The organism is Salinigranum rubrum (genome assembly GCF_002906575.1).
Classification (GTDB): Archaea; Halobacteriota; Halobacteria; order Halobacteriales; family Haloferacaceae; genus Salinigranum; species Salinigranum rubrum.
The window spans coordinates 2,126,500-2,139,415 of the sequence record NZ_CP026309.1 but is presented as its reverse complement, the minus strand read 5'-3'; the positions used below and the strand labels follow the sequence as shown (position 1 = coordinate 2,139,415).

General features: G+C 67.7%; 9 protein-coding genes and 1 pseudogene. 3 read left to right on the top strand and 7 right to left on the bottom strand.

All coding sequences use genetic code 11. From position 1 onward, the window contains the following. Window positions 1–121: 121 nt before the first annotated feature. A complete protein-coding gene (locus C2R22_RS10490; RefSeq protein ID WP_162562451.1) occupies window positions 122–2,494 on the bottom strand; it encodes a bacterio-opsin activator domain-containing protein in 2,373 nt (790 codons plus the stop codon). Here C2R22_RS10490 and C2R22_RS26955 point away from each other — a divergent pair. After that, complete coding sequence (locus tag C2R22_RS26955; RefSeq protein ID WP_281259233.1) at window positions 2,493–2,618, top strand: hypothetical protein; 126 nt, start codon at window positions 2,493–2,495, stop codon at window positions 2,616–2,618. The genes C2R22_RS10490 and C2R22_RS26955 overlap by 2 nt on opposite strands. 5 nt (window positions 2,619–2,623) lie before the next feature. Here the strand turns inward: C2R22_RS26955 and C2R22_RS10485 are convergent, their stop codons facing one another. From C2R22_RS10485 to thrS, 4 genes are all read right to left on the bottom strand, one after another. Then, window positions 2,624–4,093 carry a hypothetical protein gene (locus C2R22_RS10485; protein ID WP_103425710.1) on the bottom strand — a complete coding sequence of 490 codons (1,470 nt, stop codon included), beginning with the start codon at window positions 4,091–4,093 and terminating at the stop codon, window positions 2,624–2,626. Between the two features lie 64 nt (window positions 4,094–4,157). Continuing rightward, window positions 4,158–4,658 carry a dihydrofolate reductase gene (locus C2R22_RS10480; protein WP_103425709.1) on the bottom strand — a complete coding sequence of 167 codons (501 nt, stop codon included), beginning with the start codon at window positions 4,656–4,658 and terminating at the stop codon, window positions 4,158–4,160. 1 nt (window position 4,659) lies between these two features. Then, the gene (gene thyA / locus C2R22_RS10475; RefSeq protein WP_103425708.1) at window positions 4,660–5,661 is read right to left on the bottom strand and encodes a thymidylate synthase; all 1,002 of its coding nucleotides are present in this window, start codon (window positions 5,659–5,661) and stop codon (window positions 4,660–4,662) included. Window positions 5,662–5,664: 3 nt separating this feature from the next. Next, a complete protein-coding gene (gene thrS, locus C2R22_RS10470) occupies window positions 5,665–7,590 on the bottom strand; it encodes a threonine--tRNA ligase (protein WP_103425707.1) in 1,926 nt (641 codons plus the stop codon). Window positions 7,591–7,766: 176 nt separating this feature from the next. Between thrS and C2R22_RS10465 the strand changes: the two genes are divergently transcribed. Then, window positions 7,767–8,198: a VanZ family protein gene (locus tag C2R22_RS10465; protein WP_103425706.1), complete on the top strand. Its 432-nt coding sequence runs from the start codon at window positions 7,767–7,769 to the stop codon at window positions 8,196–8,198. Between the two features lie 28 nt (window positions 8,199–8,226). Here C2R22_RS10465 and C2R22_RS10460 read toward each other — a convergent pair whose 3' ends face one another. Next, window positions 8,227–9,612: a sensor histidine kinase gene (locus C2R22_RS10460; protein ID WP_162562450.1), complete on the bottom strand. Its 1,386-nt coding sequence runs from the start codon at window positions 9,610–9,612 to the stop codon at window positions 8,227–8,229. Then, the gene (locus C2R22_RS10455) at window positions 9,613–11,115 is read right to left on the bottom strand and encodes an ATPase domain-containing protein (RefSeq protein ID WP_216824716.1); all 1,503 of its coding nucleotides are present in this window, start codon (window positions 11,113–11,115) and stop codon (window positions 9,613–9,615) included. Window positions 11,116–11,316: 201 nt separating this feature from the next. Here C2R22_RS10455 and malQ point away from each other — a divergent pair. Beyond that, a pseudogene (malQ, locus tag C2R22_RS10450) lies at window positions 11,317–12,785 on the top strand (4-alpha-glucanotransferase). The last annotated feature ends 131 nt before the right edge of the window (window positions 12,786–12,916 follow it).

Sequence of the window (12,916 nt, the reverse complement as noted above, 5' to 3'; positions counted from 1 at the left end):
GCCGATTCGCTCGCACGTGTGTCGCGCGGCTCGCCTGCCGGACGTTCCCGTTCCGCCGCCGAACGTCCACACAACCACCGGGGAGTACATCCGTTCTACCGCCCGAACGGTTCCCCGCCGTCTACCGACGGAATCCCCCGGTCGACTCCCGACACAGTCTCCACTTATCCCCGAAGAACGCGTCGACGAGTTTCCCCTCGGCCGCGCGGAGGTGCTGGTGGTAGGTCGCCGGCGCCACCCCGAGCGCGACAGCGAGTTCCTGCGCGCTGCTGCCGCGACGGGGCCAGTCGTAGTAGCCGCCCGCGTGGGCCGCCCGGAGCGCGGCGAGTTGTTTCTCGGTGAGGTCCTGCTCCCGCTCGTCCGAAACCGGCGTGTGTCGGCCGCCGATGTAGCCCGCCCGCTCCGTGGACCGTCGTTCCGTGAGCTTCCGGACGAGCCTCGTGTCCGGGTAGTCCGCGACCAGTCCGGCGACGAGGCTTCTGACGTTCGACTCGGCGGGCACTTCGACGACGAGCGTCCCCTGCCCGTTCGTCACCGACACCGTTCTGACGTGCGTCCCCTGGCTCTCGAGAGCCAGCGCGGGCGACCCGCCGTCGGCGTGTACCTCCAGTCGGACCGCCTCTTCGACCGAGATGACGCGGCAGTCGTCGACCGCGTCCAGCGCCTCGACGGTTTCGCGGAGCGTCTCCTCGTCCCACGCGTCGGCGACCGCCCGCCCCTCGGCGGTGAGATAGCACGCGTGTCGACCGTCGGCCATCGGAACGAGTCCCGTCACGGTCACCGTCGCGTCCAGCCGCCGGCCCAGTTCGTTGAAGACGTCGTCGGCGTCGTCGACGGCGAACTCCAGGGTCACCACCTCGTCGGCGTGGAGCAGTCGACGGGCCGTGACGGCCGTTATCGCCTTTCCGACGGTCGACCCGAGGTCGTCGAGGAGAGATCCCTCCTCGCCGACGAGGACGGGCGTCTCCCCGCCCCGGTCCGCGCCGATGACCAACACCCCGTGGACCGTCCCGCCGTACGCGAGCGGGAAGCACCCGAACACGTCGGCGTCGACCGCCGAACGGACCTCGGGAGCGGGAGGCGCGATAACGGACGTGACGCGCCGCCCCGCGGTGATTAGCTCACGCTCGAACGCGGTGACGACCGCCTCGGCGGTCGCGGGCGAGAGGCCGGCCGCGGTGACGACCTCGAACCGCCCCCCGGCCGTCTCGCTCACGACGAGCGCGTGCTGGTAGACGTCGGCCGCGACGAGCCGTCGACAGACGCCGGAGAGTACCTCGCCCCGCGTGTCCGCGCCGACGATGGCTCGATTCACCTCTCGGACGAGCCGATTGATGCGGTTCAGGTGCGCCAGTTCGTCGCGCTGGACCTCCAGTTGCCGCTCGCGTTCGACCCGTTCGGTGACGTCCCGGAGCACCGAGAGGTGTTCGCCGGGACGGATGTTCGCGCGGGCCGTGAAGTCGGTGACGCGCGTGTCGCCGTCCGGGCGGACGAGTTCGAACTCGCCGCGCATCGACTCGGCGCCGAGGAAACCGTCCCAGGCAGCGTCGAAGTCGAACCCGGGCGCGGCGAAATCACCGACAGACCGCCCGACCAGTTCCGCGCGCGGCAGCCCGAACAGGTCGCACGCCGCCGGGTTGGCGTCGAGGTACGTCCCCTCGTCGTCGGCGAGGACGAGCGCGTCGAGCGTCCCCTCGAACAGGGTGCGGAACCGCCCCTCGCTCGCTTCGAGTTCTCGCTGGTCCTCGACGCGGCTGGTGACGTCGCGGAAGTACACCGACAGCCCGGTGTCGGACGGGAACACCTGCACCTCGTACCACCGATCCTGCGGTTCGAAGTACGTCTCGTACGACAGCGGCTCGCCGGTCTCCAGCGCTCGCGGGAAGAGCTCGAAGGCCTGGGTCGACTCGGGGTCGGGCGAGAACGACCACAGTTCGCGTCCGAGAACCTCCTCACGAGGCCGTCCGAACAACTCGACGGCGTGGTCGTTGAGCGAGGTGACGACGAACGTCGTGTCGAGCGCGACGAACGCGTCGCTGACCCGGTCGAACACCGCTTCCAGTTCGTCCTTCAGCCGCTCGACGTCGGTCACGTCGCGGCAGGCGTACACGAGCGCCTCGTCCTCGGCGTCGGTGTCGGTATCGGCGGCCCCGGACGCGCTGGCACCGTCGTCGTCGGTCAGCCGCGTGACCGTCACGAGGAAGCGGTGCGCGACGCCGTCGGCGTCCGTGACGGTTATCGGCTGGTTCTCGAGGCGTCGTTCCCCGAGGTCGAGCGGGTCGACGAGCGTCGGAGACAGGAGCGAGGCGACCGTCTCCGACTCGACGATGCTCGCCGGGGTCGGACCGAACACCGCCGCGACGTTCGCACAGACCCACTGTATCGTCCCGTCCCTGGACGCGACGAACACCGTGTCGGGGAGGGACTCCATGGCGAGGCGGTAGAAGCGCACCTCGGGAGTCCGCCTCGAACCGGATCCAGGGAATGTCGACATGATTCTCCTTCGAGACGGGACGATATACGTCTTCTACCGGCACATGTCGGCTGCTCACGGGACGACGGACGGTGACAGCGCGAGCCGTCAGAGCCCGTTCGTCAAGTACCGACACACCGGGTGAGCGGTTCAGGCCGGCGTCGTCGTTGCTGCTGTCGCCGTTGCCGTCGTCGACGTCTGTGTGGGTGTGTGTGTGGGTGTCGCGTTCGCCGTTCCGGGTACCGCAGTCGCGTTCTCGGCGGCCGTGGTCGCGTTCGCCGTCACGTTCGTCGCGTTCGTCTCCATCCCGTTCGTCGTTGCGTTCGTGGCCCCAACGCGCTCCTCGTACCACGCGGGCGGCGAAACCGTCGTCGTGCCGAAGTCGGTGTAACGGATGCTCACGGCGGCCGAGACGCCGTCGCTCCCGGGGTAGTCGTACTGTCGCCTGACCTCGTGGACGACGCCGTTCTCGTCGACGAGCGCGCTCCCCGTGGAGTTCTCGACGCCTGCGTACGTGTCGGCACCGAGACGCACCCAGTAGTACCGCGTGCCGTCGCGTTCGAAGCTGTCGACGACGTCCGACTCGGAGACCGAGAGGAACCAGCCGACGTACTGTTCGACCCGGTCGGCGTAGCGTCCCTCGCCGTTCCGCACGCCGGGGACGAGGTCGGAGCCGACCGTGTCGACCGTGTAGCTCCGGTCGAACTCGTCGGCAACGACGCGGCGCTCGTACCGCGTCTCCCCGTCGGCGAAGGCCTCGACTCTCGCGATAACGAGCGGTCCCCGTTCGAGGTTCCCCGCCCCGTCCAACTCGGTCCGATAGACCGTCGGCTCGGCGACGGAAACCGTCTCGCGGCGGTAGGCGGTCGGCCTCCCGTCGATGTACTCGCGGTGAGTGATGGTCAGCCGATACGACTGCCCGGTCACCGCGTGCGCGTGTGCGTCAGCGAGCGCGTCGTAGTCGGTGACCCCGTCCGGACCGAGCCCCGGCGGAAAGGAAGCCGACTCGAACGACTCGCTCCCCGCGTCGCTCGCGTTCTCCGGAGTCGGGTCGGGCGTCGTCGCGTCCGCCGGATCGGCCCCAACCGAGTCGGGCGCGCCGAACACCGGGTTCGTCCCCCCGTACAGTATCGGCCCCCCGAAGACGCTCGCGACGAGGAGCGTCAGTCCCACCAGGCCGACGACGAGCGACGCCGAGTGCTCGGGCGCGCGGGCCGTGACCGTCCCCGACGGCTCCCGTTCCTCGGCCAGTGACCGGTCGAAGAAGCGCCGACAGAGGTCGTCCGCCGCCGACCGCGGGACGGCGTACAACAGCATCGCGTGAACGTCGTCGCTGTCGAGAATTCGGCCCTCGAACGCGTCCGTCCCCCGGACCGCTGACACCGGACGCGAGAGGACGAGGGCGTCGACGCCGTCACACTCGGACGGGACCCGCCGTCCGGTGACGACCCGGAGCCGTCTCGTCTGCCCGCCGCGTCGTGCCTCGACGACGTTCGTCCCCGTGACGACGCGCGTCTCCGCCCCGCGGGCGTTCCAGAGCGCAGCCACGAACGCGACGAACCGCTCGTCGGAGAACCCGCGCAGACGCCGCCCCACCGCCTCGCTGGAGACGAGACCCATGGGGCTAGCTCACACCCGACCGAGTCAAACGTTTCGGTAGGGATCGTTCGGCGCGAAAGAAACGTCAGACGCGCTCGTACGTCACGAAGTCGAAGCCGTCGTGTGACTCCCGCTCGGCCTCGACCCACCGCTCCTCGTCGTACGCCGGAAACGCGGTGTCTCCCTCGTGCGCCTCGTCGAGTTCGGTGAGGACGAGTCGACTCGCGCGGGGGAGGAACTGCTCGTAGACGGTCGCGCCGCCGACGACGTACACCGTCTCGACGCCCATCCGCTCCGCCGCCGCTTCGGCCGCCCGCCGCGCCTCCTCGACGGAACCGACCACCTCCGCCCCCGCCGGCAGGTCGAGGTCCTGCGACGAGAGGACGACGCTGTGACGGTCGGGAAGCGGCCCGTCCAGGTGCGCCGCGATAGACTCGTACGTCCGCCGCCCCATCACGACGGGGTGGCCCGTCGTCGTCTCCTTGAAGTGTTTCAGGTCCGCGGGGAGGTGCCACGGCATCTCCCCGTCGCGCCCGATGACGCCGTTCCGTGCGACCGCCGCGACGAGCACGTACCGAACCATCATCTCACTCGGCGACGGCGAACCGGATGCCCGGTTCCGGGTCGTACTCGCTGAGGACGATGTCGTCGAAGGCGAGGTCGTCCAGCGGCTTGTCGGCGATGTCGAGCGTGGGCTTCGGCCCCGGTTCGCGCGAACACTGCTCCAGGAGGCCGGGGACGTGGTCGTACCGCTTCTCGCCCTCCCGCTCGGCCGGCGCCTCGCTCTCCAGCCACTCGCGGACCCCGCGGTACTCCTCCCGGGAGCCGACCGTCTCCAGCCGCGACTGCAGGCGGTCGAGGTTGTCCGCGTACCACGCGCCCCTGTCGCCGGTTCCGCAGTAGACGTGCGCGTCGACGACGGTGTGGCCGAACTCCCCGAGTTCGAAGCCCGTCTGCGCGGCGACGGCCTGCGCCAGCATCGCGTACGCCGCGATGTTGAACGGGACGCCGAGGGCGATGTCGCCCGACCGCTGGGTGAGGTGACAGTTCAGCCGGTCGCCCTGGACGTTGAACACGAACGTGTAGTGACACGGCGGGAGCGTCGAGACGGCGGCGTTCGCGGGGTGCCACGCGCTGACGACCAGTCGCCGCGAGTTGGGGTTCTCCTCTAAGGTATCGAGGACGTACTGTATCTGGTCGAACTCGCCCTCGGACACCCAGCGGTGGGCGTCGTCCGGCCACGATTCGCCCGGGAGCCGCTGGCTCCCGTCGGGGACGGGGAAGCGCCGCCAGAACCGCCCGTACGCCGTGTCCAGCCGCCCCTCGTCGTCGGCCCACGCGTCCCAGATGCCCGTCTCTTCGCTGAGCGAGCGGATGTGCTCCTCGCCCGAGAGGTACCACAGCACCTCGTGGACGAGCGAGTTCCAGCGGAAGCCCGAGAGGTCCTTCGTGGTGAGGAGCGGAAACCCCTCGCTCAGGTCGACCGTGTAGTGCTCGCTGAAGCCGGCGATGGTGTCGACGCCCGTCCGGTTCGGCTTGTACGTTCCCGCCGAGAGGACGCGTTCGACGAGGTTCAGGTACTGCTCCATGGCTCAGGCGAGGAAGTCGGGTTCGGCCCGCTTTTCGGACTCCTCGGTGCGGAGGTGCTCTCGGAACGTCTCGACGGAGACGCCCTGCCGCTCGCGCTCCTTGCGGTCGCGGACGGAGATGGTGCCCGCCTCCTCCTCGTCGCCGCCGACGACGAGCATGTACGGGACTCTGTCCTCTTGGGCCTCCCGTATCTTTCTCCCCAGGGTCCACGAGCGGTCCTCGATGTCGACGCGGAACTCGCCGAGATAGCGGTTCTTGATCTGCTTGGCGTACCCGATCTGGTCGTCGCTGATGGGGAGGATGCGGATCTGTTCGGGCGCGAGCCAGAACGGGAACTTCCCGTTGAAGTGCTCGGTGAGCATCATGAAGAAGCGCTCGTAGCTCCCGTACAGGGCGCGGTGGATCATCACCGGGCGGTGTTCCTCGTTGTCCTCGCCCGTGTAGGAGAGTTCGAACCGCTCGGGCATGGTGAAGTCCAGTTGGACCGTCGGGCCGTCCCAGTTTCTCCCCAGCGCGTCCTCGAACGCGAAGTCTATCTTCGGGCCGTAGAAGGCACCGTCGCCCGCCTCGATGTCGTAATCCATCCCCTGAGAGTCGAGCACCGCCTTCAGTTGGGACTCGGCTTGCTCCCAGATTTCGTCGCTCCCCACGCTCTTTTCGGGACGGGTCGCCAGCGCCACCCGCGCGTCGAGGTCGAACGTCTCGAACACCGTCAGGATGCTGTCGATGATGGTGTTGATCTCGTCTTCGATCTGGTCGGGGCGACAGAACAGGTGGCCGTCGTCGATGGTGAACGCCCACGTCCGCGACAGCCCCGACAGTTCGCCGCGCTGTTCTTTCCGATACACCTTCCCGTCCTCGAAGTAGCGCACCGGAAGGTCACGATACGACCAGTTCTTCTGCGCGAAGATGGTCGCGTGGCCCGGGCAGTTCATCGGCTTCAATCCGTACTCCTCGTCGTTCACGTCGAGGAGGAACATGTCGTCGACGTAGTTCTCGTAGTGACCCGAGCGCTTCCACAGTTCCGTCCGAAAGAGGTGTGGCGTCTCGACCGGGTCGTACCCCGATTCGAGGTTGAGCTCCTCGGCGTAGTTCGACAGCGCGTTGAGGACTCGTTTCCCGTTCGGGTGGTAGAGGGGTAAGCCGGGACCCGTCACTTCCGCGATGGAGAAGAGGTCGAGTTCCTGACCGATCTTGCGGTGGTCGCGTTCTTTCGCTTCCTCGCGCATCTGGAGGAACTCCTCCAGTTCGGACTCGCGCTCGAAGGCCGTCCCGTACACGCGCGTCAGTTGCTCCTTGTCCTCGTCGCCGCGCCAGTACGCGGAGGAGATGTTCAGGAGCTTGAACGCGCCGATCTCTCCGGTCGACGCCACGTGAGGTCCCTTGCAGAGGTCCTGCCAGTCGTCCTGTACGTAGAAGGAGAGGGTGTCGTCGTCGGCCGCTTCCGTGTTCAGAACGTCCTGCTTGTACGGGTTGTCCTCGTAGAGCTCGAAGGCTTCCTCCCGCGACCGCTCGACGCGCTCGATGTCGTAGTCGGCGTCGACGATGGCCTGCATCTCGCTCTCGATGTCGGCGAAGTCGCCTTCGTCGAGGTCGACGCCCGTGACGTCGTAGTAGAAGCCGTCGTCGGTCGGCGGGCCGATAGCGAGCTTCGCCTCGGGGTGGAGCCGCTGGAGCGCCTGCGCGAAGACGTGTGCGGCGGAGTGTCGGAGCACCCGTCGGTACTCGTCGGACTGGTCAGTGACGATGACGAGCCGCGCCCCGTCGTACAGTTCGTCCGCCTTGTCGACGAGTTCGCCGTCGACCACGCCCGCGACGGTGTCCTCGCCGAGTCCCGGGCCGATGGCGTACGCGGCGTCCTGCACCGTCGATCCCTCCTCCAGTTCCAGTTCGGAACCGTCCGGGAGGGTGACCACGATATCACTCATACGTCGCAGAAAACGAGGCCGGAGATTAAGTGTTGTTGGAACGCGCGCGGCGGGAACGATGTCCGACACCGGACACGCCCCGCGCCCGTGCGGTCGAGCACGCCTGCCCCTCTTCACGTGCGAGTCACTCTCTCACAAGCGCCGACGATTTATACCTCGCTCACCGTATCCCGGGCATGAACGCCCCGCTCGGTGGGGGACGCCGGTCCGGCCTCCTGGCGCTCCTCGTCGTGGTCGCGGCCGTCGTCTTCATCGGGTCGGTCCTCCCGCTCCCGACCACGGGTGGCGACACCGCTGTCGCCATCGCCGGTCCGTTCGGCGTCGGTGCCGACAAGGTCGTCCACGCCGCCAGCTACGCCGTCATCGCCGGGCTGGCCGTCTGGGGAACGCGCGTGCGAGACGCGGAGTACGGTCTCCTCGGTCTGGTCGTGATCGTTCTCGGGGTCGCGACGTTCGGCGCTGGCGTCGAAGTCGTCCAGTCGGTCGTCCCCGGACGGACGGCCTCCGGCGGCGACGCCGTCGCCAACACGGTCGGCGCCGTGGTCGGCGTCGCGGTCGCCCTGGGATGGTGGGTCCGCACCCGAAGCCGTCCGACCGACCGGCGCTGACCCCGCTCCCGACGGAATCCCGGGCGGCTCAGGGCACCGACGACATCGCCCGACGGAGGGCGACGCAGGCGACCGTCCCACCCTCGGGGGCGTCCTCGAACCAGACGCGACCGCCGTACGACTCGACGAGCCGTTTGACGAGCGAGAGGCCGAGTCCGTCGCCGGGGCTGTCGCCGCGTTTCGTCGACGGCTCGAACACCTGCTCCTTCCGGTCGTCGTCGATTCCGGGCCCGTTGTCGGTCACGCGGACGACGACCTCCCGCTGTTCGACGTCGACGCGGACCCCGATTTCGACCGTCTCGCTCTCGTTGTGGCGGACGGCGTTCGAGAGCAGGTTCGCGAACACCGAGGGAAGCATCCCGCCGGCGACGACTTTGACCGCCGGAACCGGTCGGAGGTCGACGGTCACCGCTTTCGTCGTCGACTCGTGGACGCGCCTGATGGCGTCGACTTCCGCCTGGAGAATCGGACCCAGCAGGACGGTCTCCGTTTCGAGGTCGTGACCGGCATCGATGAGCATCGTCAGGTCGCGGCTGTTCTCGACGATCTCCGTGATCCGTTGCCCGCCGCGGAGGATGCGTTCGAGCGCGTCCACTCCCTCGGGGGTGACGTTCTCGCGCAGCAACTCGCCCCAACCCGTGATGACCGTCGCGGCGTTCGCGATGTCGTGTCTGACCACCTGTGCGAGCAACGAGAGCTGGTCGTGACGCCGGTCGAGTTCCGACGCCATCCGTCGGAGGCTGAGGTACGCCCGGAGCCGTCGGTCGAGCAGCGTGGGGTCGACCGGCGTCGTGACGATGTCGTCGACGAGCACGCTCCGGTCGCGGGCGGCGGCCGAGGCGAAGAACCGGCGCGCCGCCGACTCCGAGGCGAGCAGGAGACACGGGAGCGGCAACGGCTTCTCGAGTTCGAGCCGCCGCCTGATCCATCCGGCGTTCGCCTCGAACGCGGTCACGTCGACGAGGATCAGGTCGATCGCCTCGGATTCGAGACGACCGAGCCGTCGGGGAACAGCGTGGTCTTCGCCCGCCTCAGCCCCCTCGGAGCGAGAGCGGTCCCCCGTCCCGTCCGGTGCGACACCGTCTCGGGTGTCGTCCACGTCTCGTTCGGTGTCCCCTCCCTGCTCGCCGGGGAGGACCGACACACCGTCGATCGCGTCGTACAGCGGATGCTCGTCGAACCAGTCGAGTAAGAGCGCGCGGTTCCGAGCGTGGGAGACGAGCAGGAGGACACGGTGCGGTTGCGCGGCGGTCACCGATGGCAGGAACGTCCCGCTGTCACGGGTGGGGAGGTCGTGCCCGAACCGGTCCGTTCCGTCGGATGGTGTCCACATGTCGTCGCCGTTATCCCCGCGTGGGCGTCCCCTCGCCTCCGGCGTGGACGCCTGACCGTCCTGCTTCCGCCGTTGGGTCACTCACAGCACCTCCTCCCGGTCGGACCCGACGCCCACCCACTGTGGGTCGCCGGTGAGGACGCCCGACAGTCCCGTGATCGGGTCGCCGATAACGACGCCTTCGTCGGTTATCTCGAACTGCCTGAGTCGGTGTTCGAAGTCGCTCGCTCGCTTCTTCAACACGCCGATAGCGCGGTGGAGTTCGCCGTTGAACTCGAGATACCGCATGAACACGATGTTGTCCGCGATGGCCGTCTCGCCCGACTTCGTCGGGCGGAAGTCGCCCGTGATGTTCGGCATCTCGTCGGTGAGAACCACCGTGATACCGCGGGCGGTCAGGTAACTCCGCAGCGCCGATAGCTCCTCGCGCTCGACGGAGAGGTTGGTGAGCTTCTCGAACCCCGAGACCCCGTCTATCATCACGAACGTCGTCTCGTCGGTGACGTTGCTTTGGACCTGCGCGAGGAACTCGCCGACGGTCAACAGCGAGGGCGTCACGCCGACGACTTCGAGCGCCTCCGATTCGAGCAGTTCCGTCACCGGCGTGCCGATTGCGGCACAGCGTTCGACGAACGTCGCCGGCTTCTCTTCCAGGTGGTAGAGGACCGAGTGGTCCCCCTGTCCGGCCGCTTCGACGAGAAAGAGGGCACCGACCGTCGTCTTGCCGATACCCGTCGGGCCGCTGAACAGCGTGGTGGTCCCCAGTTCGATCCCCCCGTGCAGGAGGTCGTCGAGCGCCGGGACGCCCGAGGACGCGAGCGTCCGGACGAACGGGCGCCCGTCGTGGTCGGGCACGACCCGCGGGTAGACGGTCATTCCCCCCTGGTCGAGCGTGACGGCGTGAGGTCCCGTGGCGACGCTTCCCCCGCGAAACTTCGGGACGTCGAGCACCCGGCCGCCGTTCGGACGCGACAGTTCGACGATTCCGTCGCCCATGAACTGCAGGTCGCTGTCGGGCGTCTCCGGACTCGCTTGCGAGGTGAAAAGCACCGTCGCTCTCTGCTCTGTCAGCAGGCCCATGAGCGAGAGGAGTTCCCGCCGGAACTGGTACTCGTCCGGCGCGAGATACCGCAGTTGCGTCACCGGGTCCAAAAGCACCCGCTTCGGCGACGCCTCGACCTGTGCGCGGACGCGGTCGGTCAGCGACTCGTACTCCACGGCGGACGGGGCGAAGACGTCGTAGCTGGCTCCCTCGGCGAACGACCGCGCCTCGGGGCTCATATCCAGGATGGTGACGCTGTCGAGGTCGATGCCGAGCGACGCGGCGTTCCGTCGGATCTTCTCGGGACACTCCTCGAACGTCACGTACAGCGCGTCCCCGCCGCCGTCGGCGACCAGGAAGTGCCAGCCGAGCACCGTCTTCCCCGCGCCGGGCGTCCCGCGGATCAGATAGTGATAGCCGCGCAGGAATCCGCCGCCGAGGACGGTATCGAACCCATCGATGCCGCTCGAAAGCCGCTCGATGACGCCCCGGTTGTCGTCGTCCACGCCTGTGTCGGTTCCACTGTCTGCGGGTTCGACCATGTACTCCTCTCCTCTCCAGTCCCAACGGGAGGACAATACTGTTTCTCAGGAACCCGTGAGTATCCTCCCGAGAGACAGTCTCTCTCACGGTTTCACCGCGGCCGCGCCCACTCACGACGGATGGTCGTCACGTTTCGGGTTCGCTCGCGCTCACCGCCGAAGCCCCACGCTTAATGTGTCACGCTGTCGAATCCGACGTATATGCGATTCCAGCGTCAGGGCGGCGTGTTCATGCACGTCACGTCGCTTCCGGGCCCACACGGTATCGGCGACCTCGGAGAGGGAGCGCGTGACTTCCTCGACTTCCTCGACCGCGCGAACCAGTCGCTCTGGCAGTTCTGTCCGCTCGGTCCCACCTCGCAGGCGCACGGCAACTCGCCGTACCAGTCGTTTTCGGCGTTCGCCGGCAACCCGCTCCTCGTCAGCCTCGACCGTCTCGCAGAGCGCGGCCTCCTCACCGAGGCGGAACTCACGGGCGAGTCGTTCGACGACCACCACGTCGACTACGGCCACGTCGCGTCCTTCAAGCGCGACCGTCTCCGGACGGCGTTCGAGCGCTTCGAACCCACGGACGAGTACGACGAGTTCTGCGAGCGCGAGGCCGCCTGGCTCGACGGCTACGCGCTGTTCATGGCGCTCAAACACGAGTTCGAGGGCGCGCTCTGGACGACGTGGCCCCACGAGGTGAAGACGCGCGACCCCGACGCGCTCGACCGGTACCGCGAGGAACTCGCCGAAGAGGTCGCCTTCCGGAAGTTCGCCCAGCACGCCTTCGACCGACAGTGGCGGGACCTCAGGGCGTACGCGAACGAGCGCGACATCCAGTTGGTCGGCGACCTGCCCATCTACGTCGCGCTCGACAGCGCGGACGTCTGGGCCGCCCCCGACGCCTTTCGATTGGACGAGAACAACGAACCGACGGTCGTCGCGGGGGTCCCCCCAATCCGCAGGACGACGGCCAGCGCTGGGGCAACCCGCTGTACGACTGGGACCACCTCCGCGAGAACGGCTACGACTGGTGGATCGACCGCCTGAATCGGCTGTTCGACCTCGTGGATATCACTCGTATCGACCACTTCAAGGGCTTCGACGAGTACTGGGCCATCGACGCCGAGTCCGACTGGGCCGGCGACGGCCAGTGGGTCGACGCCCCCGGTCACGACTTCTTCGAGACGGTCGAGCGCGAGTTCGGCGAACTCCCGTTCATCGTCGAGGACCTCGGCTTCCTCGACGAGGGCCTCGTCGAACTCCGCGACCGGTTCGAGTTCCCCGGGATGCGCGTCCCCCAGTACGCCGACTGGTGTGAGGCCGGCCACATGTACCAGCCGATGCACTACCCGGACAACGTCGTCGGCTACACCTCGACGCACGACACTGACACCGTCGTCGGTTACTACGGGAGCCTCGGGCCCCAACAGAGAGACTGCCTCCACTACAACCTCGGCGTCGACGGCTCGAACATCAACTGGTCGATGATCGAGGCCGTCTGGAACTCCGAGGCCGTGATGGCCTTTACCACGATGCAGGACCTCCTCGGACTGGACTCACACGCCCGCTTCAACACGCCCGGCACCGCGGAGGGGAACTGGGGCTGGCGCGTCACCCGCGACGGATTCGAAACCGGGGTCGCGGACGAACTCGCGAGTCTCACCGACATCTACATCCGCTGACTCGGGTCGTCCGTTCGCCGGCCCTCGTACCGTGCCCGTCTCGGAACCATATATCCGATTCGACGAACGTATTTAGTTCGTGAATTTATATTTTTATATCAGACACAATCCATAGTTAATTAGTTACTACA

Bases quoted from the DNA above. Each gene is read 5' to 3' on its own strand.
- C2R22_RS26955 (WP_281259233.1), top strand. From the start codon at position 2,493: ATGATTCTCCTTCGAGACGGGACGATATACGTCTTCTACCGGCACATG.
- C2R22_RS10490 (WP_162562451.1), bottom strand. From the start codon at position 2,494: ATGTCGACATTCCCTGGATCCGGTTCGAGGCGGACTCCCGAGGTGCGC.
- C2R22_RS10485 (WP_103425710.1), bottom strand. From the start codon at position 4,093: ATGGGTCTCGTCTCCAGCGAGGCGGTGGGGCGGCGTCTGCGCGGGTTC.
- C2R22_RS10480 (WP_103425709.1), bottom strand. From the start codon at position 4,658: ATGATGGTTCGGTACGTGCTCGTCGCGGCGGTCGCACGGAACGGCGTC.
- thyA (WP_103425708.1), bottom strand. From the start codon at position 5,661: ATGGAGCAGTACCTGAACCTCGTCGAACGCGTCCTCTCGGCGGGAACG.
- thrS (WP_103425707.1), bottom strand. From the start codon at position 7,590: ATGAGTGATATCGTGGTCACCCTCCCGGACGGTTCCGAACTGGAACTG.
- C2R22_RS10465 (WP_103425706.1), top strand. From the start codon at position 7,767: ATGAACGCCCCGCTCGGTGGGGGACGCCGGTCCGGCCTCCTGGCGCTC.
- C2R22_RS10455 (WP_216824716.1), bottom strand. From the start codon at position 11,115: ATGGTCGAACCCGCAGACAGTGGAACCGACACAGGCGTGGACGACGAC.